Below are 24,706 nucleotides of genomic sequence, written 5' to 3' on the forward strand. Positions count from 1 at the left end.
TGCAAGGCCGGCCCCCGAGGGTGATGGCGCATGCGGGGCACAGATGTCCGGCCACCATGTTTCAACAGGAGATAGCGATGAAAAAACAGACCTTCATATGGATGGGCAGTGCGGTGCTGAGCCTGGCTGGCTGTGCCAGCAGCCAGGGTGGTGGCGCGGCCGCCGGGGGTGCGGACAGGACGGCAGTTGGCATGGCCAACCCGGCATCGGTGTATTGCCAGAGCCTTGGCGGCCGCTCGGAGCCGGTACAGGGCGCCAATGGCGTCTACAGCATCTGCCATTTGCCCGATGGCACGCAGATCGAGGAATGGGAGCTGTACCGCCGCGACCATCCGCAAACGCCGCGCTGAATGGCGTCCCCGCGCATGACGTGCCGCGAGCTCACGCGCAGGACGGCGACTTGACCTGCAGCTTCACTGAGGCGTGAGCTTCAGATGGAAACCCAGCTTTTCCCAGGCTGCGATTTCTTCTTGCAGCAGGTAGTAGGACTGCGGATGGCGCTCGGGCCAGTCACCATCGATGCCTAGGCGCAGGTTCTGGTTTTTCACGGCCGACCAGTGCAGAGCGGAGAGCTCCGGCTCCCGGCGGGCATTGCACAGCAGCAGCGCCAGTCGCAGGCACAGCAGCTGCCAGGCGAATATCGGATCGGCATCGATCTGCGCAGCCACCTTCTTGAGCTTGCCGCGATGGCCGACGATCAACTGCGCCAGCCGGCTGCGCTCGGAGGGCAGAAAGCCCGGGCAATCACCATGCTCGATGATGTAGGCGCCATGGTGGTGGTAGCGCTCATAGGCGATGCTGATGCCGATTTCGTGCAATTGCGCAGCCCACTGCAGAATCTGCAAATCCTGCCCGGTGGCCTTGGGCAGCTTCCAGGCTTGCCAGATGCTGCGGGCCGTGCGGGCCAGCCGGTCACCCTGCAGCCGGTCGTAGCCAAAGCGATTGAGCAGGCTGTCCACCGATTTCTGGCGGATGTCGCGCTGGGCATCGCTGCCATCGGCCTCGCGCTGGATCAGGTCCAGCAGCGCGCCCTGGCGCAGCGCGCCATCCGAGACCTTCAGCTCGGCAAAGCCGAGCATGTCCATCAACGAGACCAGGATGCACACACCGCCGCTGATGACGGCCCGCCGGTCCTCGCGCAGGCCGGGCAGTTCGATGCGATCGATGTACTGCATGTCGATCAGCATGGCCCTGAGCTGCGCCAGACCCTTGCGGGTAACGGTTTTCTCAGGCCCGCCCAGCTGGTGCAGCACTTGGGCGACGGCGGCCATGGTGCCCGAGGCACCATAGACGTGTTCGCGCGAATGGCCGGCGAAGCGGTCCAGCCATTCCTCGATCTGGGCATTGGCGGCAACCTCCGCCTTGGCAAAGGCCTTGGCGGTCAGCTTGCCGTCCGCGAAGAAGCGCTGCGACCATGACACGCTGCCCTGTGCCAGCGAGATCGCCTCGCGCGGCGTCTGCCCGACGCCGGCGATGATCTCCGTGGAACGCCCGCCAATGTCGATGACCAGGCGTTCCTCGGCTTCGTTGAGTGGCAGCAGGTAGGAGACGCCCTGGTAGATCAGGCGTGCTTCCTCCTGTCCGGAGATCACCTCGATCGGGTGGCCGAGCAGCTGCTGGGCCTTTTGCAGGAAAGTGGCGCGGTTACGGGCTTCGCGCAGGGTCTGTGTGGCCAGGGCCCGCACCTGCTGGGGCTTGAAGCCCTGCAGGCGTTCGCCAAAGCGTGCCAGGCATTGCCAGCCGCGCTCCATGGCTTCCTCGGTGAGCATGCCGTCGGCATCGAGGCCACCGCCCTGGCGCACCGTCTCCTTGATGTAGTCGACCCGTTGCAGGTGACCATTGTTGTAAATGCTGATTTCGAGTCGGAAGCTGTTGGAGCCAAGGTCCACCGCCGCCAGGCGTTCGCCGTCTTTCATGAGTCAGGGTTTCCAGTGTTTCCCCGCATTGTAGAGGGGCATTGGCGGGGCCAACTGTCAACGATATCCCTGCATCATGAAGGAATCATGACAGATGTGCTGCGCAGCCTACATGGATTCCTCCAGCATCTGGCGGTAGTCGGCCGCACTGGCCAGGCGCGGGTTGGTGGCATGGCAATGGTCGGCCATGGCACGCTCGATGATGGTCTCGAACTGTGCCTGGCACACTCCCATGGCAGCCAGCCCGATGGGCATGCCCAGTTCGGCATTGCGGTCGCGCACGGCCTGGGCCAGTTGTCCGGCCACGGCGCTGGCGTCGGCACCTTGGGCAACCTCCAGGCCCATGGCGTGGGCCATGCGGTGCAGGCGCCGTTGCTGCTGCACCGATGGGGCTTGCGCGTTGAAGCGCAGCACCGCCGGCAGGAAGAGGGCGTTGAGCGTGCCGTGGTGCAGGCGCGGGTCAATGCCGCCCAGGCTGTGGCTGAGCGAGTGCACGCAGCCCAGTCCCTTCTGGAAGGCCATGGCGCCCTGCATGCTGGCGGCCATCATGTTCAGGCGTGCGTCGCGGTCCTGGCCGTCTCGGGTGGCTGCCGCGATGTGTTGCCAGCCGCGCCCGAGCCCGTCGAGGGCAATGCCGTCGGCCGGCGGATTGAAGGCTGCGGACATGAAGGTTTCCATGCAGTGCGCGATGGCATCCATGCCGGTGGCCGCCGTCAGGCTGGCAGGCAGGTCCAACGTCAACGCCGGGTCGCAAATGGCCACGCGCGGTACCAAATGCCAGGAGTGAAAGCCCAGTTTGCGGCCGTCGTCGACGATGATGATGGCGCCGCGCGCGACTTCGCTGCCGGTGCCGCTGGTGGTCGGGATGGCGACGAGCGGTGCGACGGCAGCCGTGATGCGCGCCGAGCCGCCTTCGATGGTGGCGTAGTCCCTGAGTGGCCCCTGGTGCGTGGCCGCAATGGCCACGCCCTTGGCGCAGTCGATCGAAGAGCCGCCGCCCAGCGCGATCAGGCCGTCGCAACGGTGCTCGCGGTAGAGTGCGGCGGCGGCGCGCACGGCCGCTTCGGTGGGGTTCGAGGGTGTTTGTTCGAACACCGCGCAGAACCGCTCGCCGAGTTGCTGGCGGGCTTGCCGCACGATGCCGGCGGCGGCCACGCCGGCATCGCTGACGATCAGCGGGCGGGCGATGCCGATGCGCTCGCACTCCTGCGGCAGCAGCGCGAGGGCGCCGAAGTCGAACTGGACCTGGGTGACGTATTGAATGAGGGCCATGTGAAGTCTCCTGCGCGTTGTCCTGAATGCCTTTTGCAAACTTTATCGGCACAACGGCCGGCCGGTCTTATGGCAAGCCCTGAGAAAGCCGCCAATTTCGGGCATTGACCTGCCCGACCGCCGCGTTGGCGACAGGCATTGCCGTGGTGGCTGCACGCGCAGCGAGTTGCCGGCACAATACCGGCCGCGAGCACTACCCGACACTGCGGCACAGTGACAGTGCCGCAATACCAAGGACACAGGCACCAACACCATGAGCACACCGACACATGAACCCTGGTGGGCGGAGTTGACGCCGGCGATGCGCAGCGTGCTCGAACGCATGGCGCGCGCCGGCCATCCGCCGCTCTACACCCTGAGTGCGCAGAAGGCGCGGCAGGCCTACAGCCTGGGCTCCCAGGTGCTGGAGGAGACAGCACCAGAACTGGCGCGCACGCTCGACACCCGGATTCCTGCCCGCGACGGTCATGCCATGCCGGTGCGCCTGTATGTTCCGCAGGCGGCCACAGGCCAGGCCTTGCCGGCGGTACTGTATCTGCATGGCGGCGGCTTCACGATCGGCGGAATCGGTACCCATGACGTGCTGTGCCGGCGCCTGGCCCACAACACGGGGGCCGCCGTGGTGTCGCTCGAATACCGGATGGCGCCTGAACACCGTTTCCCCACCGCCGTCGACGATACCTGGGATGCGCTGGCGTGGCTAGCTCGGCATGGCCGCGCATGGGAACTGGATGCCGGGCGCCTGGCCGTGGCGGGTGACAGCGCCGGCGGCACGCTGGCTGCGGTGCTGGCCCTGCTGGCCCGCGATGCTGGCCTGCCGCTGCATGCCCAAGTGCTGATCTATCCCGGCACCTGCGCGCATCAGGACACACCCTCACATCGGTGCTACGCCAACGGGCCGGTGCTGAGCAAACCGATGATCGACTGGTTCTTCGACCAGTACATTCCGCAGGCACAGCGCGAGGACTGGCGCTTCGCACCGCTGCTGGCGCCCGAACTCGATGGTGTGGCGCCAGCGCTTTTCGTGCTGGCCGAGTGCGATCCGCTGGTGGATGAGGGCATTGCCTATGCCGACCGCCTGCGCATGGCGGGCGTGCCGGTGCAACTGGAACTGTTTCGTGGCGTAGCGCATGAATTCATCAAGATGGGCCGCGCGCTGCGCGAGGCCCAGCAGGCCCATGCGGCCATCGGCGCGTTCCTGCATGAAGCGTTTGCGCAGGAGTGAGTCTCAGAGCGTGTCCATATAGTCTCGCCACGCAGTTGCATGGCAGCGCCATGCTCCTCGGTTTTCAGGCACAACGGCAAACGCGCCGAGGCTTTGAACACGCTCTCAAGCGTAGCGGCCCGTGCCGATGCCATTTTGCGGCTTGAGCACCTGGAGGATGGTGGTCGAGATCTCCTCGATCGACTTGGTCGTCGTCGACAGCCAATTGATGCCATGGCGGCGCATCATGGCTTCGGCCTCGGCCACCTCCATGCGGCAATTGGCCAGGCTGGCATAGCGTGAGCCGGGGCGTCTTTCGTTGCGGATTTCGGACAGACGCTCGGGCTGGATGGTCAGCCCGAACAGTTTCTTCTTGAGCGGCACCAGCGCGGGCGGCATCTGGTTGCGGTCGAAATCCTCCGGAATCAGCGGGTAGTTGGCTACCTTCAGGCCGTATTGCATGGCCAGGTACAGGCTGGTGGGCGTCTTGCCGCTGCGGCTGACGCCGATCAGGATCACGTCGGCGCTGGAGAGGTCGGTGTTGGACTGCCCGTCGTCATGCGCCAGCGTGTAATTGATGGCCTCCATGCGGTCGGAGTATTCCTTGCTCTTGCTGATATCGGTGAAGCGCCCGACACGGTGGTGCGACTTGGCGCCCAGTTCTTCCTCCAGCGGGTGAACGAAGGTGCCGAACATGTCCATGACCATGCCCTTGCAGTGCTCGACGAAGGTGGCCTGGATGTCCGGGTTGACCAGGGTGGTGAAGACGATGGGCTTGCGCTTTTCCAGCTCGAACGTGTGGTTGATCTGGCGCACCGCCTGGTGGGCCTTGTCGACCGTATCGATGAAGGGCAGGCGCAGCTTGCGCACGCTCAGGTCGAACTGGGCCATGATGGCGTTGCCGAAGGCCTCGGCGGTGATGCCGGTGCCGTCGGAGACGAAGTAAACGGTTCGGTTGTGCATGAATGGGGTTGGGCTGGATCGGAGGGCACAGGCGATCGGGCCGGCGGGCCCGTCGCAGCCCGCATCATAGTGGCAAGCCGCGTGGCGACCCTGGCGTTCGTCAAGCTGCTCGGCCTTGCCGCCATGACGCGGCCAAAACCCCTACAATATCCCGTCGGCATTGACGCCTGCGCCTTGTACCTCATATGCATTGGGTGATTTCGGGGTTCCAGCCCCTTGATCGGTTTGCTCGTGCGAGATGCGGAGCACACGGCCTGCCAGATATTCTTCACTTCCTGATACCTCATCCTGCCCCATCTGCCATGCTGCTGGTCGTCCCACAACCAGAACAAGCAAAGCGCCCGCAGCCAGGCCTGCGGCAGGATTCGTCGTGCGCGCGCCCAGGCCCCATGGCTGGTCGGGCCCGCCGCCACCGGTTTTTTACTTCTGGAGTCTTCCCATGTCCGAGCGTTTTGATGCGGCCGCCCTGGTCGTACCGTTTGAAAACCTGAGAATGAGCGACGTCGAGGTCGTTGGCGGCAAGAACGCCAGCCTTGGCGAGATGATCTCCCAGCTGCCGCAGGGCGTGCGCGTGCCCACCGGCTTTGCCACCACTGCCCACGCCTTCCGCGAGTTTCTCAAGTACGATGGCCTGGCCGACAAAATCAGCCAGCGCCTGGCGAAGCTGAATGTCGATGACGTGCGGGCTCTGGCCGAGGCTGGCGCCGAGATCCGCCACCTGGTCGAGTCGCAACCGTTCCCGCCGGAACTGGAGAAGGCCATTCGCGAGGCCTTTGCGAAGCTGAGCGAGGGCAATGACAAGGCTTCCTTCGCCGTGCGCTCCTCGGCCACCGCGGAAGACCTGCCCGATGCCTCGTTCGCCGGCCAGCAGGAGACCTTTCTGAACGTGGTCGGCATCGACGACGTGCTGGCCAAGGCCAAGGAAGTCTTCGCCTCCCTCTACAACGACCGCGCCATCAGCTACCGCGTGCACAAGGGCTTCGCGCATGACGTGGTGGCCTTGTCGGTGGGCGTGCAGCGCATGGTGCGCTCGGACACCGGCGCGGCCGGCGTGATGTTCACCATCGATACCGAATCCGGTTTCGAGGACGTGGTCTTCATCACCGCCAGCTATGGCCTGGGCGAGACGGTGGTGCAGGGCGCCGTCAACCCCGACGAGTTCTATGTGCACAAGCCCAGCCTCAAGGCTGGCAAGAAATCGGTGATCCGGCGCAACCTGGGCTCCAAGCTGATCCAGATGGTGTTCTCCTCGCCCGAGGAAAAGGCCGCCACCGGCAAGCTGGTGCAGACCGTGGACGTGCCGCACGAGCATCGCAACCGCTATTCGCTTGGCGACGCCGACGTCGAGCAACTGGCCCAGTACGCGCTGGTGATTGAGCAGCACTATGGCCGCCCGATGGACATCGAGTGGGGCAAAGACGGCACCGACGGTCACATCTACATCCTCCAGGCCCGCCCGGAGACCGTCAAGAGCCAGTCCAAGGGCAAGGCCGAGCAGCGCTTCAAGCTGCTGGGCACCGGCACGGTGCTCAGCGAGGGCCGTGCCATCGGCCAGAAGATTGGCACGGGCCCGGTGCGCCTGGTCCATGACATTGCCGAGATGGACAAGGTCCAACCCGGCGACGTGCTGGTCACCGACATGACTGACCCGAACTGGGAGCCGGTGATGAAGCGCGCCAGCGCCATCGTCACCAACCGCGGCGGGCGCACCTGCCACGCCGCCATCATCGCGCGCGAGCTGGGCATTCCGGCCGTGGTGGGCACGGGCGACGCCACCGACCGCCTCAAGGAAGGCGCGCTGGTGACGGTGAGCTGCGCCGAGGGCGATACCGGCCGCATCTATGATGGCCTGCTCGAGACCGAGGTGGTCGAGGAACTGCGTGGCGAGATGCCCGAGATCCCGACCAAGATCATGATGAACGTGGGCAACCCCCAGCTGGCCTTCGACTTCGCCCAGATGCCCAATGACGGCGTGGGCCTGGCGCGGCTGGAATTCATCATCAACAACAACATCGGCGTGCATCCCAAGGCCATCCTGGACTACCCGAACGTGGCGCCGGACCTCAAGAGCGCCGTCGAGTCGGTTGCGCGCGGGCATGCCTCGCCGCGCGCTTTCTACGTGGACAAGGTCGCCGAAGGTGTGGCCACCATCGCCGCTGCGTTCTATCCGAAGCCGGTGATCGTGCGCCTGTCGGACTTCAAGAGCAACGAATACCGCAAGCTCATCGGCGGCAGCCGCTATGAGCCGGAGGAAGAGAACCCAATGCTGGGCTTCCGCGGCGCGACCCGCTACATCAGCGAGGACTTCCGCGAGGCCTTCGAGATGGAGTGCGCGGCCTTGAAGCGCGTGCGTGAGGAAATGGGCCTGACCAATGTCGAGATCATGGTGCCCTTCGTGCGCACGCTGAAGCAGGCCGCCGCAGTCGAGGAATTGCTGGCTGCCAACGGCCTCAAGCGTGGCGAGAACGGCTTGCGCCTGATCATGATGTGCGAGGTGCCGAGCAACGCCATCCTGGCCGACCAGTTCCTCGAGTATTTCGACGGCTTCTCGATCGGCTCGAACGACCTGACCCAGCTGACGCTGGGCCTGGACCGTGATTCGGGCCTGGAGCTGCTGGCTGCCGACTTCGACGAACGCGATCCGGCGCTCAAGTTCATGCTCTCGCGCGCCATCGCCGCCTGCAAGGCCCGGGGCAAGTATGTGGGGATCTGCGGCCAGGGTCCCAGCGACCACCCGGACTTCGCACTCTGGCTGGCGGAGGAAGGCATTGCCTCGATCTCGCTCAACCCCGACAGCGTGGTGAACACCTGGCAGCAATTGGCGGAGCAAGCCAGCAAGGCGGCCAAGGCCTGATCGGCCTACGCACCGTTATGGGTACCTGCTGCGGCAGGGGGCCCGTGGAAGGTGCCTGATGCCGGATGCGCAAAGCGGGGTGACCTCTGGCAGGTCAACCCGCTTTTTCGTTGGCGATGACCGATCAGGCCTCGCCAGGTCTTGCCCTGCAGCCGCGTCTATTCGTTGACCAGCACCAGCTTGCCGCGCACGGCGCGCTGGCCCATGCGCTCGTAGGCCTTGTGCAACGCGCGCATCGGCAGCGTGCCATCCATCACCGGCTTGATGCGGCCCTGCACATACCAGTGCGCCAGCTCCTGCAGCATGGCGGCATTGGCGGCCGGCTCCTTTTGCGAGAAGGCACCCCAGAACACACCGACGATGGAGGCGCCCTTGAGCAAGGGCAGGTTCAGCGGCAGTGCCGGAATCGGCCCGGCGGCAAAACCGATCACCAAGTAGCGGCCGCGCCAGGCGATGGAGCGGAACGCGGGTTCGGCGAAGTCGCCGCCCACCGGGTCGTAGACCACATCCGGCCCGCGGCCATCGGTGAGGGTCTTGATGGTTTCGCGCAGATCCTCGCGCTGGTAGTTGATGGTGGCATCGGCACCGATTTCGCGGCACAGCGCGCATTTGTCGTCGGTCGAGGCGGCGGCAATCACCCGCGCGCCCTGCGCCTTGGCGATCTGGATGGCGGCAGTGCCGACACCACCGGCGGCGCCCAGCACCAGCACCGTCTCGTCCGCCCGCAGTGCGCCGCGGTCGATCAGCGCATGGTAGGAAGTCGCATAGGTCATGATGAAGGCTGCCGCATCCTCGAAGCTGAAGGCATCCGGCAGCGGCATGCAGAGCTTGGCCGGCACCAGGGTGTGCGTACCAAAGCCGCCGGTGCCGCTGAGTGCCGCGACGCGCTGGCCGATCTGCAGGTGCTGCACGCCTTCACCGACCGCCTCGATGACGCCGGCATATTCCGATCCCGGCACGAACGGCAGCTCGGGCTTCATCTGGTACTTGTTCTGCACGATCAGCAGGTCAGGGAAATTGAGGCTGGCGGCATGGATGCGCACCAGCACCTCGCCCTTGCCGGGCGTGGGGGTGGGCAGCTCGGTCCAGCGCAGATTGTCCACTCCGGTGGGGTCGGTACATAGCCAGGCGTGCATGGGGTCTCCTCGATGTGTGGCGCAAGAAAGGGATGGGCAGGCCCGATGGCACAGGGCACACCCGCAGTCCGTGCATTGAAGCGCAGATCGGCGCCGCAGGCAGTAACCAAGGCAACAGCGCGTCGGCATACACTAGGGCGCGTCATCAGTCACCAAGGGGATCGCGTTGGAGCCCCAAAGGGCTGAGCGCGAGGCGGCAACCGCAGCAAGGCTCGATGCCTTGCGAGGATTGCCAACGCTGCGGGCGGCGCTTTGGGGCTCCAACCCGCAGGGCGAGCGGAGAAAATCGCCCCACTCGTCGTTGCACACCTTGCGCGTATCGACATACGCGCTGCGCTGTGCGCCTAGATTGGAGCGATTTTCTCCGCTCGCGCGACCACTTGGCGACTGATGACACGCCCTAGGGCGTGAGCAGGTTCCAAGGCCGCTTTGGGCCCGGCCGATGGCCGCCCATAGCACCATTCGCAGGGGTGGATGCAACGCAAAATTCGTTGGCACATCTGCTTGAATTTGACGAATCACACCTCAGATCATCACCAGTCAGGAGGATTTTTCATTCATGCGACTCGATAAACTCACTACCAAATTCCAGGAAGCGCTGGGCGACGCCCAGTCGCTGGCACTGGGCAACGACCACGCCTACATCCAGCCTGTGCACCTGCTCGCCGCCATGCTGGCCCAGCAGGATGGGCCGCGTTCGTTGCTGCAGCGCGCGGGCGTCAATGTCAATGCGCTCGCGCAGGCCGCCGATGCGGCCATCGCGCGTCTGCCGCAGGTGCAGGGCCAGGGCGAAGTGCAGGTCGGCCCCGATCTCGCGAAGGCCTTGCAGGCCACCGAGAAGGAAGCCATAAAACGCGGCGACCAGTTCATTGCCAGCGAGCTGTTCCTGCTGGCGCTGGCCGACAGCAAGGACGAGGCTGGCCGCATTGCCCGCGAAAACGGCCTCTCCCGCAAGAGCCTCGAGACGGCCATCGACGCCGTGCGCGGCGGCGAGAAGGTCGACAGTGCCGACGCCGAAAGCCAGCGCGAGGCGCTCAAGAAGTACACGCTGGACCTGACCGAACGTGCCCGCAGCGGCAAGCTCGATCCAGTGATCGGCCGTGACGACGAAATCCGCCGCGCCATCCAGGTGCTGCAGCGGCGCAGCAAGAACAACCCGGTGCTGATCGGCGAGCCGGGCGTGGGCAAGACCGCCATCGTCGAAGGGCTGGCGCAGCGCATCGTCAATGGCGAGGTGCCAGACACCCTCAAGGACAAGGAAGTGCTGGCGCTGGACATGGCGGGCCTGCTGGCCGGCGCCAAGTACCGTGGCGAATTCGAGGAACGCCTCAAGGGCGTTCTCAAGGAGGTGGGGCAGCAGAACGGCCGCGTGATCCTCTTCATCGACGAGATCCACACCATGGTGGGTGCCGGCAAGGCCGAGGGCGCCATGGATGCCGGCAACATGCTCAAGCCCGCGCTTGCGCGTGGCGAGCTGCACTGCATCGGCGCGACCACGCTGGACGAATACCGCAAGTACATCGAGAAGGACGCCGCGCTGGAGCGCCGCTTCCAGAAGGTGCTGGTCGAGGAGCCGTCGGTGGAGGACACCATCGCCATCCTCCGCGGCCTGCAGGAGAAGTACGAGGTGCACCACGGCGTGGACATCACCGATCCGGCCATCGTCGCCGCGGCCGAGCTGTCGGCGCGTTACATCACCGACCGGTTCCTGCCCGACAAGGCCATCGACCTGATCGACGAGGCCGCCGCCAAGATCAAGATCGAGATCGACTCCAAGCCCGAGGTGATGGACAAGCTCGACCGCCGCATCATCCAGCTCAAGATCGAGCGCGAGGCGATGAAGAAGGAGACCGACGAGGCCTCGCAGAAGCGCCTTGCGCTGATTGACGAGGAGCTCTCCAAAGCCGAGCGCGAGTACGCGGACCTCGAGGAAATCTGGAAGAGCGAGAAGGCCAGCGCCCAGGGCACGGACGAGATCCGCAAGCAGTTGGAGCAACTGCGCTTCGAGATCCAGGAGGCCACCCGCAAGGGCGACTTCAACAAGGTCGCCGAGCTGCAGTACGGCAAGCTGCCTGCCCTGGAAAAGCAGTTGCAGGAAGCGCAGGCCAAGGAAGATGCCGCCGATGGCACCGCCTCGGCGCACAAGCTGCTGCGCACGCAGGTCGGTGCCGAGGAGATCGCCGAGGTCGTCAGCCGCGCCACCGGCATCCCGGTCGCCAAGATGATGCAGGGCGAGAAGGAAAAGCTGCTGCATATGGAAGAGGCGTTGCACCGGCGCGTGGTCGGCCAGGACGAGGCTGTCGATGCGGTGGCCGATGCGATCCGCCGCTCGCGCTCGGGCCTGTCGGATCCGAACCGGCCGCTCGGCTCCTTCCTGTTCCTCGGCCCCACCGGCGTGGGCAAGACCGAACTATCGAAGGCGCTGGCGGGTTTCCTGTTCGACAGCGAGGATCACCTGATCCGCATCGACATGAGCGAATTCATGGAAAAGCACTCGGTGGCCCGCCTGATCGGCGCGCCGCCGGGCTATGTGGGCTACGACGAAGGCGGCTACCTGACCGAGGCCGTGCGCCGCAAACCCTACAGCGTGGTGCTGCTCGACGAGGTGGAGAAGGCCCATCCGGATGTCTTCAATGTGCTGTTGCAGGTGCTTGATGATGGCCGCCTGACCGATGGCCAGGGCCGCACGGTGGACTTCAAGAACACCGTCATCATCATGACCAGCAACATCGGCTCGCTGCGCATCCAGGAAATGGCAGGCAAGCCGTACGACGAGGTCAAGGACGCGGTATGGCAGGAGCTGAAGAACTACTTCCGCCCCGAACTGCTCAACCGCATCGACGAAACGGTGGTGTTTCATGCGCTTGATGCCAAGAACATCGAGGCCATCGCCCGAATCCAGCTGCACACGCTGGAGCAACGCCTCGAGAAGATGGACCTGCACCTGGATGTCAGCGAACCGGCACTGGCCGAGCTGGCCAAGGTTGGCTTCGACCCGGTGTTTGGCGCGCGGCCGCTCAAGCGGGCCATTCAGCAACGCATCGAGAACCCGCTCTCGAAGGCCTTGCTGGAAGGACGCTTCCCGCCCAAGAGCGTGATCCACGTCAGTGTGGATCCGGTCAAGGCGCCTGGCGAATTCCAGTTTGCCTGATTGAGAGACGAGACGGCCGTTTAAGAAAAGAAGCCGGTGGGCTGTATCAGCCCACCGGCTTCTTTTTCTGCGAAGTGTCTACGCTGGTCAATGCCTGAGCCAGCATACGCATGGACATCGCTTGGTGCCGAATCCCTGGTGGCCCTCAATGCGCCAGGTGCAGTCCGCATTCGCGGTGCTCTTCACCTTTGGTCGGATCGAAGTAATCGAAGTTGTTTGGCAGGTCGTGGGCCTTGAGGTAGTCGTTCATCTGCTTGGATGACCAATGCAGCAGCGGGGCGACTTTGAGGATGCCGTCCGGGTTCAGGCTCACCGGCTCCATTTGCGCGCGCAGCGCGGTGTCGCTGGCGCGCAGTGCGGTGAACCAGACTTCGGGCGCCGTCTCGCGCAGCGCGCGGTTGAAGGGCTCGAGCTTGACTTCTTCGGTGAAGGCGGCGTGGCGTGGATCGTCCAGCGCCGGCACCGGGCCATCGACGGCCTCGCGGTGCGCGCGCGAGCGGCGCGGCAGGTAGATGTGCAGGTTCAGTCCCAGCCTCCGGGTGACTTCGTCGGCGAAGCGGTAGGTCGCCTCGGTGTTGTAGCCGCTGTCCATCCAGACGATGTCGGTGTCGGGTTTGGCCTGTGTGACCATGTGCAGGATCACCGCTTCGAAGGGACGGAAGTTGGTGGTGCAGATGGCCTTCTTGCCAAGGTTGAGTGCCCATTCGACCAGGCGCTGGGCATCCTGGCCGAGTTCGGCATTGACGGTGTTGAGGTCGAGTGACATGGCGGGCTCCGGTGGCGGGGTGGATGGTGCGGCATGGGCCGGGGCACATGAGCCTCGCCCGTTTGCGCGCGCACTTGCCGAGTCGTGCGATTGTACCGGGCAGGGCCCTGGCGCACCGGTGCGACAGTCAGCTCCCCAGGCTGTCCGCAGGGAAATGCCACCAGCGGATTTCACATGCACAATATGCTGCGTTTGCCACGCACGGACGCTGGCACGACCGTGCCGCCGTGTCTGCATGTCAGCAGGGGCGGGCCACCGGAAAAGCAACACCATTTTGAGGATACGACGATGAAACTGGGAATCGAAGGGCGCTGGGCGCTGGTCTGCGGCTCGAGCGCGGGCCTGGGACTGGGCTGCGCGCGGGCGCTGGTGCAGGAGGGGGTCAGCGTGGTCATCAATGCGCGCGGTGCCGTCAAGCTTGGAAAGGCGGTGGATGAACTGCGCCAGCTCTCGCGCAAGTATGCCCAGCAGGCACCGGAGCAGGCCGCGCCTGTGGTGCTGCCGGTGGCGGCGGACATCACCACGCCGGCCGGGCGCGAGGCGGTGTTCCAGGCTGACGGCGGGCCGGGCAAGGCTTTCGACATCGTGGTCAACAACGCTGGCGGGCCACCGCCAGGCGACTTTCGGCAGTGGGGCGAGAAGGAATGGCTGGCGGCGCTGCAGGCCAATATGCTCACGCCCATCGAGATCATCCGCGCAGTGGTCGATGGCATGGCCGAGCGCGGCTTTGGCCGCATCGTCAACATCACATCCAGCGCGGTAAAGGCGCCCATCGACATCCTCGGGCTTTCGAATGGTGCGCGCAGCGGCCTGACGGGCTTCGTGTCCGGACTGGCCCGCTCGCCCTTGGCTGGCAAGGGGGTGACCATCAACAACCTGCTGCCCGGCAAGTTCGATACCGACCGGCTGCGCGGCACCTTTTCGGCTACGGCCGAAAAGAGCGGTCGCAGCCTCGATGAGGTGCGGACGGCGCAGGCCGCCCTCATTCCGGCGGGACGCTTTGGCACCCCCGACGAGTTTGGCGCCATCTGCGCGTTCCTCTGCAGCCAGCAGGCCGCCTACGTGACCGGCCAGAACTGGCTGGTCGATGGCGGTGCCTATCCGGGTACATTCTGAATTCCGACATACCGACCAGGCAAGGAGACCAGCACCATGGCACGCGCAGTGGAAATTAGGCAGTTTGGTGGCGCTGAGCAGATGCAGCTCGTCGATGTGGCGGTGCTTGCACCGGGGCCGGGTGAAGTGCGCATTCGCCAGCACGCGATTGGCGTCAATTTCATCGATGTGTACCAGCGCACGGGCCTCTATCCCAATACCTTGCCGCTGCGCTTGGGCATGGAGGCGGCTGGCGAGGTGTTGGCCGTTGGTGCAGGTGTCACGCATCTGGCGGTGGGGGACCGGGTGGCCTATGCGGGCTTTCCGCCCGGCAGCTACTGTGACGAGCGCAGCATGCCGGCCCAAGGCGTGTGCCGGCTGCCCGATGGCATCGGCTACGAGACGGGGGCGGCGATGATGCTCAAGGGCCTGACGGCGCAGTATCTGCTCAAAAGCTGCAAGCCGGTCGAGGGGCTGGAGCCGGGGGACCATGTCCTGCTGCATGCGGCCGCCGGTGGCGTGGGGCTGATTGCCTGTCAGTGGGCCAAGGCGCTGGGGCTGCGGGTGATCGCGACGGCAGGCAGTGACGACAAGTGCGCGCTGGCCCTGGCCAACGGGGCCAGCCACGCCATCAACTACCGTCGCGAAGATTTTGCCCAGCGGGTGCGTGAAATCACGGCGGGAGAGGGCGTGAAGGTTGTGTACGACTCGGTGGGCAAGGATACCTGGGAAGGCTCGCTCGACTGCCTGCGGCCGCTGGGCCTGATGGTGAGCTTTGGCAACGCCTCGGGGCCGGTGCCGGAATTTGCCCCGGCGCTGCTGGCTGCCAAGGGCTCTCTGTATGTGACGCGGCAGACGCTGTTCGTCCATACCCGCACGCGCGAGCGCGTGCAGCGCATGGCCGATGATCTGTTTGCCGTTGTGCAAAGCGGTGCGGTGAAGATCCACATCGACCAGCGTTTTGCGCTCGCCGATGTGCAGCAGGCACACCGCAGCCTGGAGGCTCGCAAGACCACCGGATCGAGCATCCTGCTGCCCTGATTGGATCTGGCGGGAACTGATCAGTACTTGCTTTCCTCCAGCAATCGGCCGGCATGCCATGACCTTGCCATGATTTCCATGATTTACCAGGGCTGATTCGCCGGGCCAACCGTGAATTCGTTGATCGTCGTGTCCTCGGGCTGGTCGATGGCGAATGCGACGACGCTCGCGATGCGCTCTGGGGCAATGCCGTATCTGTCGTAGGTGCTCTGCATCTGGCCGAGCGTTCTCTTCTCGCTGATCGTCTTCAGCAACTCGGTGTTGATGGCGGCCGGGTAGATCGTCGCGGTGCGGATGTGGGTGCCTTCCATCGCGGACTCGATGCGCAACACCTCCATGAAGTCGCGCACGAACCACTTCGTGCCGCCATAGACGGCGCCACCGGGATAGGCTTTGAGGCCGGCTACCGAGGACGTCGCGATGACGTGGCCGGACTTCTGCGCCAGGAACACCGGCAGCACGGCCGCAACGCCGTTGAGCACGCCCTTGACGTTGACATCGACCATCTGGTGCCAATCGTCGGTCTTGAGCGCCGACAAAGGCGAGTTCGGCATCAGGCCGGCGTTCAAAAAAACGACGTCCAGGCGCCCGAAAGTTTCTTTGGCGAGCTTGACGATGGCGTCGTTGTCTTCCTGCTTGATTACGTCCAGAACCTGGTAAATCACCTGTCCGCCACTTTGCGTGATCTCGTTCGCGATGCGCTTGAGGTGGTTTTCGCGCCGTGCGCCAAGCACGACCTTGGCGCCCTGGTTGGCAAGCAGCTTGGCGGTCGCTTCGCCGATGCCCGACGATGCGCCGGTGATGATGACAACTTTGTCTTTGATCATGTCGTTTCTCCTGGTTCAAGCCGCGAGCGATGCGTTGTCGATCACGAAGCGGTATTTCACATCGCCCTTGAGCATGCGCTCGTAGGCACCGTTGATGTCCTCGGCGCGGATCAGCTCGATGTCCGCGACGATGCTGTGCTCGGCGCAGAAGTCCAGCATCTCCTGCGTCTCGGGGATGCCGCCGATCATGGAGCCGGCCAGGCTGCGGCGCTTGCCCACGAGGTTGTGTGGCTGCGTTGCCGGATGCGGCGAGGCCGGGGCACCCACCAACGTCATCGTGCCATCGCGCTTGAGCAGGACCAGGAAGGCGTCGAGGTCGTGCGGCGCGGCCACGGTGTTCAGGATGAAGTCGAGGCCCCTAGAATGTGCGGCCATCTCGCCAGGATTGCGCGAGACCACCACTTCATCAGCGCCCAGCGCCTTGGCGGCTTCGCGCTTCGATTCCGAGGTGGTGAATGCCACCACGTGCGCGCCCATCGCGTGCGCCAGCTTGATGCCCATGTGGCCCAGGCCACCGATGCCGACCACGCCGACCTTCTGGCCTGGCCCGACCTTCCAGTGGCGCAGCGGCGAGTACGTGGTGATGCCCGCGCACAGCAGCGGCGCAACGGCCGCCAGTTGATCCTCGGGATGGCGGATGTGCAGTACGTAGCGCTCATGGACCACGATCTGCTGCGAGTAGCCGCCAAGCGTGTAGCCGGGCGCGTCCGGCGTGGGGAAGTTGTAGGTGCCCACCATGTCGTCGCAGTAGTTCTCCAGCCCGTCGTTGCAGTCCTCGCAGTGCTTGCAGCTATCGACGATGCAGCCGACGCCGACCAGATCGCCGACCTTGACGCCCGAGACGTGGGCGCCGACGGCCGAAACGCGGCCCACGATCTCGTGGCCCGGCACGCACGGATAGCGCGTGCCCGCCCATTCGGCGCGCACCTGGTGGATGTCGGAGTGGCAGACGCCGCAGTAGGCAATGTCGATCTGCACGTCATGCGCGCTTGGGGTGCGTCGGGTGATGTCGATGGGTTCGAGGGGAAGATGGCTTGCGTAAGCGCCGTAGGCTTTGGTGTTCATGTGTGTGTCCTTTGAAAATGGGTTGGCCTGTCAGGCGGCGGGAACCAGGTTGACGACCTGGACCTCGTTGCGTGAGCCCAGGCGCATCCACGACCCGAAAGTTCCGGCGCCTTGCGACACCAGCAGCGTGAGCCCGTCGATCGGGTGGCGGCCGCTGGGCATGGGAAGCCATACTTCACGAGGAACGTGCCTGGGAAGAATTGGCCCGTGTGCGTAGAAGATCAGCATGTAGCCGCCGAGCACGGCTGCAGGCAGCAGGGCCAGCGGCCATGCCCGATTCAGGCCCAGCAGGCTCTTCAGCCGAAACTGCACGTACCAGACGGCGAAGGTCATCAGCAGCCAGACCACGATGGGACGATGACGTCAGGCTTTTGCACGGGAATCTCCTGTCTTGCACCGTTGGCTAGTTCTTGGAAAAGACCACCCGCACGTCGCCACGCCCGAGCCCTCGGGCCAGGCCGGAGGGGTCGTCCAAGCGGCCGACGCGGGTGTATGAGTACGGGGAATCGAAGGTCTGATAGAAGACGACCGCGGTACGCGAGCCCCACAGCAGGAGATCGCCATTGCGGATCGTGCCGGGCCGGCTCGCATCGGTTGGAAGCGCCTTGGGCAGCTCACCGTGTTTCTCGTTGCCGTTGAGTTCCTCCATGTCCAGCGCCAGCGGCAACAGCGCGACAAAGGCGCGAGCAGCCTCGGTGTCGGCCAAGGTGATGGCAAAGCGGCGTTCGCCGACGGTCATCCACATGCGTGACTCCTCTGTTCTTTGGGAAGCTTGGGCAGCTCCTGCTGCGGCATCTGCGTGTGCCGCCGGGGTGGAAGGCTGTGCGGCGGTACTGCCGCACAGAGCGAGAAGCAGCGGCAGGCCGAGGCGTCGCATGGTCTGCAAATGGCAGCGCAGGGGGCGGCGCCGGTCGATGCTGGGCGTCGTGGCGGGCGCGCTGCGCGTGCCGGCATCAAAGGTTTCGTAGACCATGAGGTTCTCCTTGCCGCGACTGTCAAACGGCGTTTTGACGTGCCTGTGCTCGTGACGTCTGAAAACTCAGGAAAGCGCCGATCAGCAGCACGACCGCGCTGGCGACGAAGGTGCTCTGGTAGCCGCTGGCATCGAACAGCATGCCGCCCACGGTCGATCCCAGGGCGATGGCGAACTGGACGACCGCCACCATCAAACCACCGCCTGCCTCGGCGTTGTGTGGCATGGCTTGTGCGACCCAGCTCCACCACCCCACCGGCGCAGCCGTGGCCATCAGGCCCCACAAGCCCAGCAACACGGCCACCGGCATGACCCAACCACCTACGGGGATCAGCGATACGGCGATGACCGACATGAGGACGGGAATGGCGATGAGGGGGCCGTACAGTCCCCGCTTGAGAAGCGAGCCGATGATGACGGTGCCAACAAAGCCCGCGACGCCGATCACCAACAGCAGCAGCGACAGCGTGGACACGCTGACGTGCGCCACCGTTTCGAGGAAAGGACGCAGATAGGTGAACAGCGCGAACTGCCCCATGAAGAAGGCCCCGCACGCGGCCATGCCATAGGCGACAGTGCGATTCTTGAGCACCGTAAACACGTTGCCGGAGCCCGGTGCCCGCGCGTCCGGCTTCATCGACGGCAAGGCGATCCATTGCCAGGCCAGGGCGATCAACGCCACGGGAACCAGGCCAAAGAAGGCCCCACGCCATCCGATGATCGAGCCGAGATAGCTTCCCAGTGGCGCAGCGATCACCGTCGCCAGCGCGTTGCCACCGTTGAAGATGGCCAGGGCCTTGGGCACCTGGCTGGAAGGTACGAGACGCATGGCCATGGCCGCCGACATCGACCAGAAGCCGCCGATCACCACGCCGATGAGGGCGCGTCCGGCCATGTAGGTCAGGTAGTTCGGGGCCAAAGCCACGATGGCACCGGAAACGCCCATCAGGACGGTCAGCACCAGAAGCAGTTGCTTGCGATCCATGGTGCCGGCCAGTGTCGAGATCGACAGGCTGGTCAGCACCGCAAATGCGCCGGAGATCGCGATGCCTTGGCCTGCCATCCCCTCGGTGATCCGAAGGTCGCCGGCGATGGGCGTCAGCAGGCTCACAGGCATGAACTCGGATGCCACGAGTGCGAAGACGCACAGCGACATGGCGAAAACCCCGCCCCAGTAGGCAGGTTGTGCGGCGGACTCGTCGGAGACCGCAGGGTTGCCCTTCAGGGCATTGGTTGCAGGATCAATCATGGAGTGTGTTCTTCTTCTACGCCCACAGGCTCAAAAAAAGCCGCACCATCCGGCTGGATGGTGCGGCCAGGACAGGACACTGAGATGACTCAGTCCATGGAGACGCGACCGCTCAGGCCAGGTATTGCTTGAAGAAAGCGGTCAGCTTGTCGAAGGGGATCTTTTCCAAGTTGTCGTAGAGGTCTACGTGGACGGCTCCCGGAATGATCATGAGTTCCTTCGGCTCGGCCGCCGCTGCATAGGCGGTTTCACTGAAATAGCGCGAGTGCGCGTTTTCGCCGTGGATGAAGAGGATCGGCCGCGGCGAAATCTCCTTGATGTAGGTCAGGATCGGCATGTTCATGAACGACAGCGGCGTGGTGATCGTCCAGGCGTTGCCAGAGTTGACGGCTCTCGGGTGATAGCCGCGCGGCGTCATGTAGTAGTTGTGGTAATCAACCAGGAACTGCGCCTCGCCGCCCTTCAGTTCGTTGTAGGCTGGCTGGTAGGCGGGCTTGCCAGCTTCCGCATCCTTCCAGCGCTGCTGGCTCAATTGCTCCAACGTCTGCGTCCGTTGCTCCAAGGTGACGCTGTCGTTGTAGCCCTTGGACATCACGCGGGTCATGTCGTACATGGTGCTGGCGGCCACGGCCTTCACGCGCTTGTCCACGGCGACTGCATTGAGCACCATGCCGCCCCAGCCGCAGATGCCGATCACGCCAATGCGCTCACGGTCCACATTCGGCTGCAGGCCCAGGCAGTCCACGGCGGCGCTCACGTCCTCGGTGTTGATGTCCGGCGAAGCGACATTGCGGGGTTCACCCCCACTTTCGCCGGTGTAGGACGGATCGAAGGCCAGCGTCACGAAACCGCGCTCGGCCATGGTCTGCGCATACAGGCCCGAGGACTGTTCCTTGACGGCGCCGAAGGGGCCACACACCACCAGGGCGGCCTGCCTGCCGCTGACGCCCTTGGGCTGATACAAGTCAGCTGCCAAGGTGATGCCATAACGATTCGTGAAGGTGACCTTCTTGTGATCCACCTTGTCGCTCTTGGGGAACACCTTGTCCCATTTGTCGGTGAGCGTCAGGCGCGTCTGCGCGACAGCGGGGCTGGTGGCGACAGCTGCCACGCCAAGGCCAGCGATCCCGGTGGCCGTCATTTTCAGCACGTTGCGCCGACTTTGGTTGGCGCCATCTTGGCGGACGAGAGCGTCGCCAGCTTCTTGATTGTTTTCCATGGTGCAGTTCCTTTCATGATCGTATTCGGAGATATGAGATAGGGAGGGTCAGACGGTTTGTCCGCCATCGACGACAAGGTTGGCGCCTGCGGTGAAACCAGCGTCCCCGGAGCACAGATAAAGTACGGCTGCTGCGATCTCCTCGGGCTTGCCGGGGCGGCCTACGGGTTCGTTGGCGATGACGGTCTGGAGGCCTTCTTCCGTACCTCCGGTGAAGCGGGCCATCATCGGCGTGTCGATGAAGCCTGGGGAAACGACGTTGACGCGGATGCCTTTGCGGGCATAGTCCAGCGCTGCAGCCTTGCTCATGCCGGTGAGGCCTCATTTGGTCGCGCAGTACGCCGCTTGGCCGGCGAAGCCCTTGACGGACGGCTGCGCCGGAGCAGGTGTTGACGATGGCACCGCCAGAGCCCTGTTTGAGCATTTGCGCGATCTGGTACTTCATGCTGAAAAACACGCCGCTCAGGTTGGTGCTGATCTGGCGCTCCCATATTCAGCACTGGAGATATCGGCCAACGCAATGGCTCCATGCCCCACGCCTGCGTTGTTGAAAGCGGCGTCGAAGCGGCCGAGCGTGGCAACGGTCTTGGTGACGGCGGCGCCGGCCTTTGCGAAGGCGATGGCCGTTGCGCGCCCGATTCCGGTGCCGGCGCCGGTGACAAAAGCAACTTTGCCCGTGTAATCGAATTGGATAGCCATGAGAACTCCTTCTGCAGTCTTGCTGGAAAGACATGGAAGGAGAGAGCATCAGCTCGTGCAGTCGCCGGCGGCCTTGATGGCCGAGGCGCAGACCTTCCATCGGTATGCAGCGAATTTTCCCGCGCGGGCCTTTCCTTGACTAGCTAATGAATTCTTAAAATAGTTATAAGATTAGCTAATTAATAGGTCATGAGAGACTGAAAGTATGGCCAGACGTAACCTCAACGATCTACTCTCCTTCGTCACGGTCGCGCGTGAGGGGAGTTTCACGCGCGCTGCGGCGCATCTGGGCGTGACCCAATCGGCGCTGAGTCAGGCCATCAGCGGATTGGAAGCGCGTCTGGACATTCGCCTGCTGACACGAACCACGCGCAGTGTGTCGCCTACGGCCGCCGGGGAGCAGTTATTGCAGGCAATCGGGCATCGCTTCGATGAGATCGAGGCGGAGCTGGACCAGTTGTCGGAACTGCGCGACAAGCCAGTCGGGACAGTACGGATCACCTGTGGAGATCATGTGCTGCGGACGACGCTGCAGCCCAAGCTGGCACCCCTGCTGCGGCAGTATCCCGACATCAGGGTGGAGTTCGATGTGAACTACGGCTTCCGCGACATCGTGGCCGACCGCTTCGATGCCGGCGTGCGGCTTGGCGACACCATCGACAAGGACATGATCGCCGTCCCCATCGGACCGCAGCTACGCATGGCGGTCGTTGCCTCACCTGACTATTTCTCAAAACACCCTAGGCCGAAGAACCCCCAGGACTTGATGAAGCACAACTGCATCAACATGCGGATGCAGTCCGGTGGCGGGCTGTACGTCTGGGACTTTCAGAAGCGCGGCCGACAAGTCAACGTGCGTGTTGATGGGCAGCTTGTTTTCAATACCTCTCCCAACATGGTGGATGCGGCGCTCGACGGTCTGGGCATCGCATGGCTGCCGGAAGAGGAATTTGCGCCACACATTGAGCAAGGGCGGCTGGTTCGCGTGATGGAGGATTGGTGTGCTCCGTTTGCCGGCTACTACCTTTACTATCCCAGTCGACGGCAACCTTCTCGAGCCTTTTCGCTTGTCGTGGATGCTCTGCGCTACACGAAGCCGAACGGAGTCAAGACGTCGGCTACAGCTTAGCCACTTCCTTGCGCAGCCGCGCCATCTCCGCGTCCTCTCGTGCACGTCCAGGTCCTTGCCCGCTTGGGCCATCGCCATCCCCGCGCTCGGTGACCAGTTTGACCGTTTCAAGCTTGAGCTGATGTCTGAATTTCCTTCTCGTGACCATCAGCCACCTTCCAATTTCATCTCCCACCTTAACAAGGTGTCTTTGAAACTGGCAGCAGCTCAATGAAAAAAGCCGCTGTCATCGACAGCGGCTTTTTCATGCGGTGGGCCGCGACGCAACGGCATGGCCGGTGCGTCTGCCTGGCGGAGTTCAGCTTACGTGCTTGCCGATCAGGCCGGCCAATTCGAACATGGAAACCTGATCCTTGCCGAAGATGGGTTTGAGCTTGGCATCGGCGTTGATGTTGCGCTTGTTCTTCGGGTCCTGCAGGTTGTTGGCCTTGATGTAGTCCCAGAGCTTCTTCACGATCTCGGTGCGTGGCAGCGGCTCGGCGCCGACCACGGCTGCCAGCTGGGCATTCGGTTTCAGCGGCTTCATGAAAGCGGCGTTGGGCGTACGTTTCTTGGCTGTGGCCATGGAGAAATTCCTTTGTTCAAAGGGTGGTTGCTATAAGTCTTGCCGGCGTTGCCGCAAGGGGCAGCAGGCCCGGCTGGACGCTGTTCGATTCTACGGGAACACCGCCGCACGGGGCGGTATGCGCCGGAAAGGCGGCCATCGAACGAAATCGGCCGAGTGACGCACCAAACTGTCAGGGCGTCCGCAGCCGCCTAGCCGGACATGGCCGCAATGCTAGCGAAAAAAAGCGCCTGCTACCGCGATCCTGCGGAAAATTCCGTACTTTCCCGCCGATGCTATCGTAAACATCTGTTGCGCCATGGCTTCAGAGCCTGTTCATGGTGTCGTTGATCGGGCGGAGAACGGGCCGATGCCGCTTTCGTGCCATGATGCGGGCCCGCGCCTGTCATGGCCGTGCCTCACCAAAATAGATAGAGGGGCCAGCCGCGCGCGGTCATTGGACGAAGCCCGGCCCTGAAGCGCTTACAATGCACGGCTGACAATCATTATCATTCATTGGCCCCTCGCGAGGGCGGCCGCTTCGCACTTTCGAGTATGACCTCTCCATCCGTTTTTCCCCGTTCCCTGCGCGCCGGCTCTGCCGCGCTGGCTATGCTGGCTGTCTGCTGGACCGGGTTGGTGCCTGCGGCTGCGGCTGCGGCTGCGGCAGAGGTGACCAATGCAGCTGCCACCAAGGTGATCGAGCATGCCAAGGGACGCGCCGAGGTGCCGCTGCATCCGCAGCGGGTGGTGGTGTTCGATCTGGCCACGCTCGATACGCTCAGTGCACTGGGGGTGGATGCGATCAAGGGCGTGCCAGCCTTCAAGATGCCCGAGCATCTCAAGCAATACGAATCGGCCGACTTCACCAAGGTCGGTAGCCTGTTCGAGCCGGACTACGAGGCCATTCGTGCCTTGCGGCCGGATGTGATCTTCATCGGACGCCGCTCGGAAGCGCGCTATGCCGATCTCGAGAAGCTGGCGCCCACCGTGGACATGGCCATCGATGAAGACCACCCGGTGCAAAGCATTTTTGCCAATGTGCGCATGCTCGGCGAACTGTTCGGCAAGCAGCAGCGCGCGGAGGAACTGGTCGCTGAGACCGAGGCATCGATTGCCGAACTGAAGAAGGTCACGCCCGATGCCGGCAAGGCCTTGCTGCTGCTGGTGAGCGGCGGCCGCATCAACAGCTACGGGCCGGGCTCGCGCATGGGCATGGTCTTCGACGTGTTCGGCGTTCAGCCCGCGCAGGCTGCCGGTAGCCATGAGCGGCATGGCCAGTCGGTTTCGTTCGAATACATTCTGCAGGCCAACCCCGATTGGCTGCTGGTGCTCGACCGCGATTCGGCCATTGGCCGGGAGGGTGAAGCGGCCAGGCAACTGCTGGACAATGCCCTGGTCAATGCGACGAATGCGGCCAAGAAGCGCCAGATCGTCTACCTCAATGCGATGAACTGGTATGTGCTCGATGGCGCGGGAATCACCGCGCTGCAACAGAACGTGCAGCAGCTCTACCAGGTCTTCAGCCGCAAGCCATGAGGGCATGCGCCATGGTGGGCTGCGGCTGCAGCCATGTAGTGGCAGCGGCTGGCGGCGCCGGGGT

Annotated in this window: 22 protein-coding genes; 8 read left to right on the top strand and 14 right to left on the bottom strand. The window is 64.1% G+C overall.

What is annotated here, in order from left to right; genetic code table 11:
- Positions 1-77 precede the first annotated feature (77 nt).
- Positions 78-350 (top strand): putative hemolysin, encoded by a 273-nt coding sequence (locus tag EV687_RS01775; RefSeq protein WP_122226172.1) that lies wholly within the window; start codon positions 78-80, stop codon positions 348-350.
- Positions 351-413: 63 nt separating this feature from the next.
- Here EV687_RS01775 and EV687_RS01780 read toward each other — a convergent pair whose 3' ends face one another.
- Positions 414-1,916 carry a Ppx/GppA phosphatase family protein gene (locus tag EV687_RS01780; RefSeq protein ID WP_122226173.1) on the bottom strand — a complete coding sequence of 501 codons (1,503 nt, stop codon included), beginning with the start codon at positions 1,914-1,916 and terminating at the stop codon, positions 414-416.
- 108 nt (positions 1,917-2,024) lie between these two features.
- Positions 2,025-3,188, bottom strand: coding sequence for an iron-containing alcohol dehydrogenase (locus EV687_RS01785; protein WP_122226174.1), 1,164 nt, complete (start codon positions 3,186-3,188; stop codon positions 2,025-2,027).
- A gap of 253 nt (positions 3,189-3,441) precedes the next feature.
- Here EV687_RS01785 and EV687_RS01790 point away from each other — a divergent pair, with 253 nt between their 5' ends.
- Positions 3,442-4,413 carry an alpha/beta hydrolase gene (locus tag EV687_RS01790; RefSeq protein ID WP_242612408.1) on the top strand — a complete coding sequence of 324 codons (972 nt, stop codon included), beginning with the start codon at positions 3,442-3,444 and terminating at the stop codon, positions 4,411-4,413.
- A gap of 105 nt (positions 4,414-4,518) precedes the next feature.
- Here the strand turns inward: EV687_RS01790 and ppsR are convergent, their stop codons facing one another.
- Positions 4,519-5,355, bottom strand: coding sequence for a posphoenolpyruvate synthetase regulatory kinase/phosphorylase PpsR (gene ppsR, locus EV687_RS01795; RefSeq protein WP_122226176.1), 837 nt, complete (start codon positions 5,353-5,355; stop codon positions 4,519-4,521).
- 439 nt (positions 5,356-5,794) lie between these two features.
- Here ppsR and ppsA point away from each other — a divergent pair, with 439 nt between their 5' ends.
- Positions 5,795-8,209, top strand: a complete 2,415-nt coding sequence (ppsA, locus tag EV687_RS01800; RefSeq protein WP_122226177.1) for a phosphoenolpyruvate synthase — start codon at positions 5,795-5,797, stop codon at positions 8,207-8,209.
- 158 nt (positions 8,210-8,367) lie between these two features.
- Here ppsA and EV687_RS01805 read toward each other — a convergent pair whose 3' ends face one another.
- Positions 8,368-9,345: an NADPH:quinone oxidoreductase family protein gene (locus EV687_RS01805; protein ID WP_122226178.1), complete on the bottom strand. Its 978-nt coding sequence runs from the start codon at positions 9,343-9,345 to the stop codon at positions 8,368-8,370.
- Positions 9,346-9,904: 559 nt separating this feature from the next.
- Between EV687_RS01805 and clpB the strand changes: the two genes are divergently transcribed.
- The gene (clpB, locus tag EV687_RS01810) at positions 9,905-12,496 is read left to right on the top strand and encodes an ATP-dependent chaperone ClpB (RefSeq protein ID WP_122226179.1); all 2,592 of its coding nucleotides are present in this window, start codon (positions 9,905-9,907) and stop codon (positions 12,494-12,496) included.
- 145 nt (positions 12,497-12,641) lie between these two features.
- Here clpB and EV687_RS01815 read toward each other — a convergent pair whose 3' ends face one another.
- Positions 12,642-13,262: a phosphoadenosine phosphosulfate reductase domain-containing protein gene (locus EV687_RS01815; RefSeq protein ID WP_122226180.1), complete on the bottom strand. Its 621-nt coding sequence runs from the start codon at positions 13,260-13,262 to the stop codon at positions 12,642-12,644.
- Between the two features lie 288 nt (positions 13,263-13,550).
- On the opposite strand from EV687_RS01815, the gene EV687_RS01820 reads away from it, so the two are divergent.
- Entirely contained in the window at positions 13,551-14,378 is an 828-nt protein-coding gene (locus EV687_RS01820) for an SDR family oxidoreductase (protein WP_122226181.1), read from the top strand.
- Between the two features lie 36 nt (positions 14,379-14,414).
- Entirely contained in the window at positions 14,415-15,398 is a 984-nt protein-coding gene (locus EV687_RS01825; protein WP_122226182.1) for a quinone oxidoreductase family protein, read from the top strand.
- Between the two features lie 83 nt (positions 15,399-15,481).
- Here the strand turns inward: EV687_RS01825 and EV687_RS01830 are convergent, their stop codons facing one another.
- The 8 genes from EV687_RS01830 to EV687_RS19110 form a co-directional block, all read right to left on the bottom strand.
- The gene (locus EV687_RS01830) at positions 15,482-16,225 is read right to left on the bottom strand and encodes an SDR family oxidoreductase (protein WP_122226183.1); all 744 of its coding nucleotides are present in this window, start codon (positions 16,223-16,225) and stop codon (positions 15,482-15,484) included.
- Between the two features lie 15 nt (positions 16,226-16,240).
- Positions 16,241-17,290 (bottom strand): NAD(P)-dependent alcohol dehydrogenase, encoded by a 1,050-nt coding sequence (locus EV687_RS01835; protein ID WP_122226184.1) that lies wholly within the window; start codon positions 17,288-17,290, stop codon positions 16,241-16,243.
- A gap of 30 nt (positions 17,291-17,320) precedes the next feature.
- Positions 17,321-17,638, bottom strand: coding sequence for a metallophosphoesterase family protein (locus EV687_RS01840; RefSeq protein ID WP_122226185.1), 318 nt, complete (start codon positions 17,636-17,638; stop codon positions 17,321-17,323).
- Between the two features lie 55 nt (positions 17,639-17,693).
- The gene (locus tag EV687_RS19100) at positions 17,694-18,263 is read right to left on the bottom strand and encodes a cyclophilin-like fold protein (protein WP_242612409.1); all 570 of its coding nucleotides are present in this window, start codon (positions 18,261-18,263) and stop codon (positions 17,694-17,696) included.
- Between the two features lie 22 nt (positions 18,264-18,285).
- On the bottom strand, positions 18,286-19,419 hold the full coding sequence (locus EV687_RS01850; protein ID WP_207226387.1) for an MFS transporter: 1,134 nt from the start codon (positions 19,417-19,419) through the stop codon (positions 18,286-18,288).
- A 205-nt stretch (positions 19,420-19,624) separates the two neighbouring features.
- Positions 19,625-20,731, bottom strand: coding sequence for a CocE/NonD family hydrolase (locus EV687_RS01855; RefSeq protein WP_122226187.1), 1,107 nt, complete (start codon positions 20,729-20,731; stop codon positions 19,625-19,627).
- Between the two features lie 48 nt (positions 20,732-20,779).
- On the bottom strand, positions 20,780-21,040 hold the full coding sequence (locus EV687_RS19105; RefSeq protein WP_242612411.1) for an SDR family oxidoreductase: 261 nt from the start codon (positions 21,038-21,040) through the stop codon (positions 20,780-20,782).
- Between the two features lie 153 nt (positions 21,041-21,193).
- A complete protein-coding gene (locus EV687_RS19110; protein WP_242612412.1) occupies positions 21,194-21,430 on the bottom strand; it encodes a Rossmann-fold NAD(P)-binding domain-containing protein in 237 nt (78 codons plus the stop codon).
- A 205-nt stretch (positions 21,431-21,635) separates the two neighbouring features.
- On the opposite strand from EV687_RS19110, the gene EV687_RS01865 reads away from it, so the two are divergent.
- Positions 21,636-22,559 carry a LysR family transcriptional regulator gene (locus EV687_RS01865; RefSeq protein WP_122226188.1) on the top strand — a complete coding sequence of 308 codons (924 nt, stop codon included), beginning with the start codon at positions 21,636-21,638 and terminating at the stop codon, positions 22,557-22,559.
- Positions 22,560-22,857: 298 nt separating this feature from the next.
- Here the strand turns inward: EV687_RS01865 and EV687_RS01870 are convergent, their stop codons facing one another.
- Positions 22,858-23,124: an SWIB/MDM2 domain-containing protein gene (locus EV687_RS01870; protein WP_122226189.1), complete on the bottom strand. Its 267-nt coding sequence runs from the start codon at positions 23,122-23,124 to the stop codon at positions 22,858-22,860.
- Positions 23,125-23,658: 534 nt separating this feature from the next.
- Here EV687_RS01870 and EV687_RS01875 point away from each other — a divergent pair.
- Positions 23,659-24,642 (top strand): siderophore ABC transporter substrate-binding protein, encoded by a 984-nt coding sequence (locus tag EV687_RS01875; protein WP_122226190.1) that lies wholly within the window; start codon positions 23,659-23,661, stop codon positions 24,640-24,642.
- Positions 24,643-24,706: the final 64 nt, after the last annotated feature.

Source organism: Corticibacter populi (assembly GCF_004217315.1).
GTDB classification, from domain to species: Bacteria; Pseudomonadota; Gammaproteobacteria; order Burkholderiales; family Burkholderiaceae_C; genus Lampropedia; species Lampropedia populi.

Excerpts from the sequence above, each read along its gene's own strand:
- EV687_RS19105 (WP_242612411.1), bottom strand. The coding sequence starts at position 21,040 with ATGAGCAAGGCTGCAGCGCTGGACTATGCCCGCAAAGGCATCCGCGTC.
- EV687_RS01790 (WP_242612408.1), top strand. The coding sequence starts at position 3,442 with ATGAGCACACCGACACATGAACCCTGGTGGGCGGAGTTGACGCCGGCG.
- EV687_RS01775 (WP_122226172.1), top strand. The coding sequence starts at position 78 with ATGAAAAAACAGACCTTCATATGGATGGGCAGTGCGGTGCTGAGCCTG.
- EV687_RS01835 (WP_122226184.1), bottom strand. The coding sequence starts at position 17,290 with ATGAACACCAAAGCCTACGGCGCTTACGCAAGCCATCTTCCCCTCGAA.
- EV687_RS19110 (WP_242612412.1), bottom strand. The coding sequence starts at position 21,430 with ATGGCTATCCAATTCGATTACACGGGCAAAGTTGCTTTTGTCACCGGC.
- EV687_RS01855 (WP_122226187.1), bottom strand. The coding sequence starts at position 20,731 with ATGGAAAACAATCAAGAAGCTGGCGACGCTCTCGTCCGCCAAGATGGC.
- EV687_RS01865 (WP_122226188.1), top strand. The coding sequence starts at position 21,636 with ATGGCCAGACGTAACCTCAACGATCTACTCTCCTTCGTCACGGTCGCG.
- EV687_RS01875 (WP_122226190.1), top strand. The coding sequence starts at position 23,659 with ATGACCTCTCCATCCGTTTTTCCCCGTTCCCTGCGCGCCGGCTCTGCC.
- EV687_RS01870 (WP_122226189.1), bottom strand. The coding sequence starts at position 23,124 with ATGGCCACAGCCAAGAAACGTACGCCCAACGCCGCTTTCATGAAGCCG.
- EV687_RS01820 (WP_122226181.1), top strand. The coding sequence starts at position 13,551 with ATGAAACTGGGAATCGAAGGGCGCTGGGCGCTGGTCTGCGGCTCGAGC.
- EV687_RS01785 (WP_122226174.1), bottom strand. The coding sequence starts at position 3,188 with ATGGCCCTCATTCAATACGTCACCCAGGTCCAGTTCGACTTCGGCGCC.
- ppsR (WP_122226176.1), bottom strand. The coding sequence starts at position 5,355 with ATGCACAACCGAACCGTTTACTTCGTCTCCGACGGCACCGGCATCACC.
- EV687_RS01780 (WP_122226173.1), bottom strand. The coding sequence starts at position 1,916 with ATGAAAGACGGCGAACGCCTGGCGGCGGTGGACCTTGGCTCCAACAGC.
- EV687_RS01830 (WP_122226183.1), bottom strand. The coding sequence starts at position 16,225 with ATGATCAAAGACAAAGTTGTCATCATCACCGGCGCATCGTCGGGCATC.
- EV687_RS19100 (WP_242612409.1), bottom strand. The coding sequence starts at position 18,263 with ATGGTCTACGAAACCTTTGATGCCGGCACGCGCAGCGCGCCCGCCACG.
- EV687_RS01815 (WP_122226180.1), bottom strand. The coding sequence starts at position 13,262 with ATGTCACTCGACCTCAACACCGTCAATGCCGAACTCGGCCAGGATGCC.
- EV687_RS01805 (WP_122226178.1), bottom strand. The coding sequence starts at position 9,345 with ATGCACGCCTGGCTATGTACCGACCCCACCGGAGTGGACAATCTGCGC.
- EV687_RS01850 (WP_207226387.1), bottom strand. The coding sequence starts at position 19,419 with ATGTCGCTGTGCGTCTTCGCACTCGTGGCATCCGAGTTCATGCCTGTG.
- clpB (WP_122226179.1), top strand. The coding sequence starts at position 9,905 with ATGCGACTCGATAAACTCACTACCAAATTCCAGGAAGCGCTGGGCGAC.
- ppsA (WP_122226177.1), top strand. The coding sequence starts at position 5,795 with ATGTCCGAGCGTTTTGATGCGGCCGCCCTGGTCGTACCGTTTGAAAAC.
- EV687_RS01825 (WP_122226182.1), top strand. The coding sequence starts at position 14,415 with ATGGCACGCGCAGTGGAAATTAGGCAGTTTGGTGGCGCTGAGCAGATG.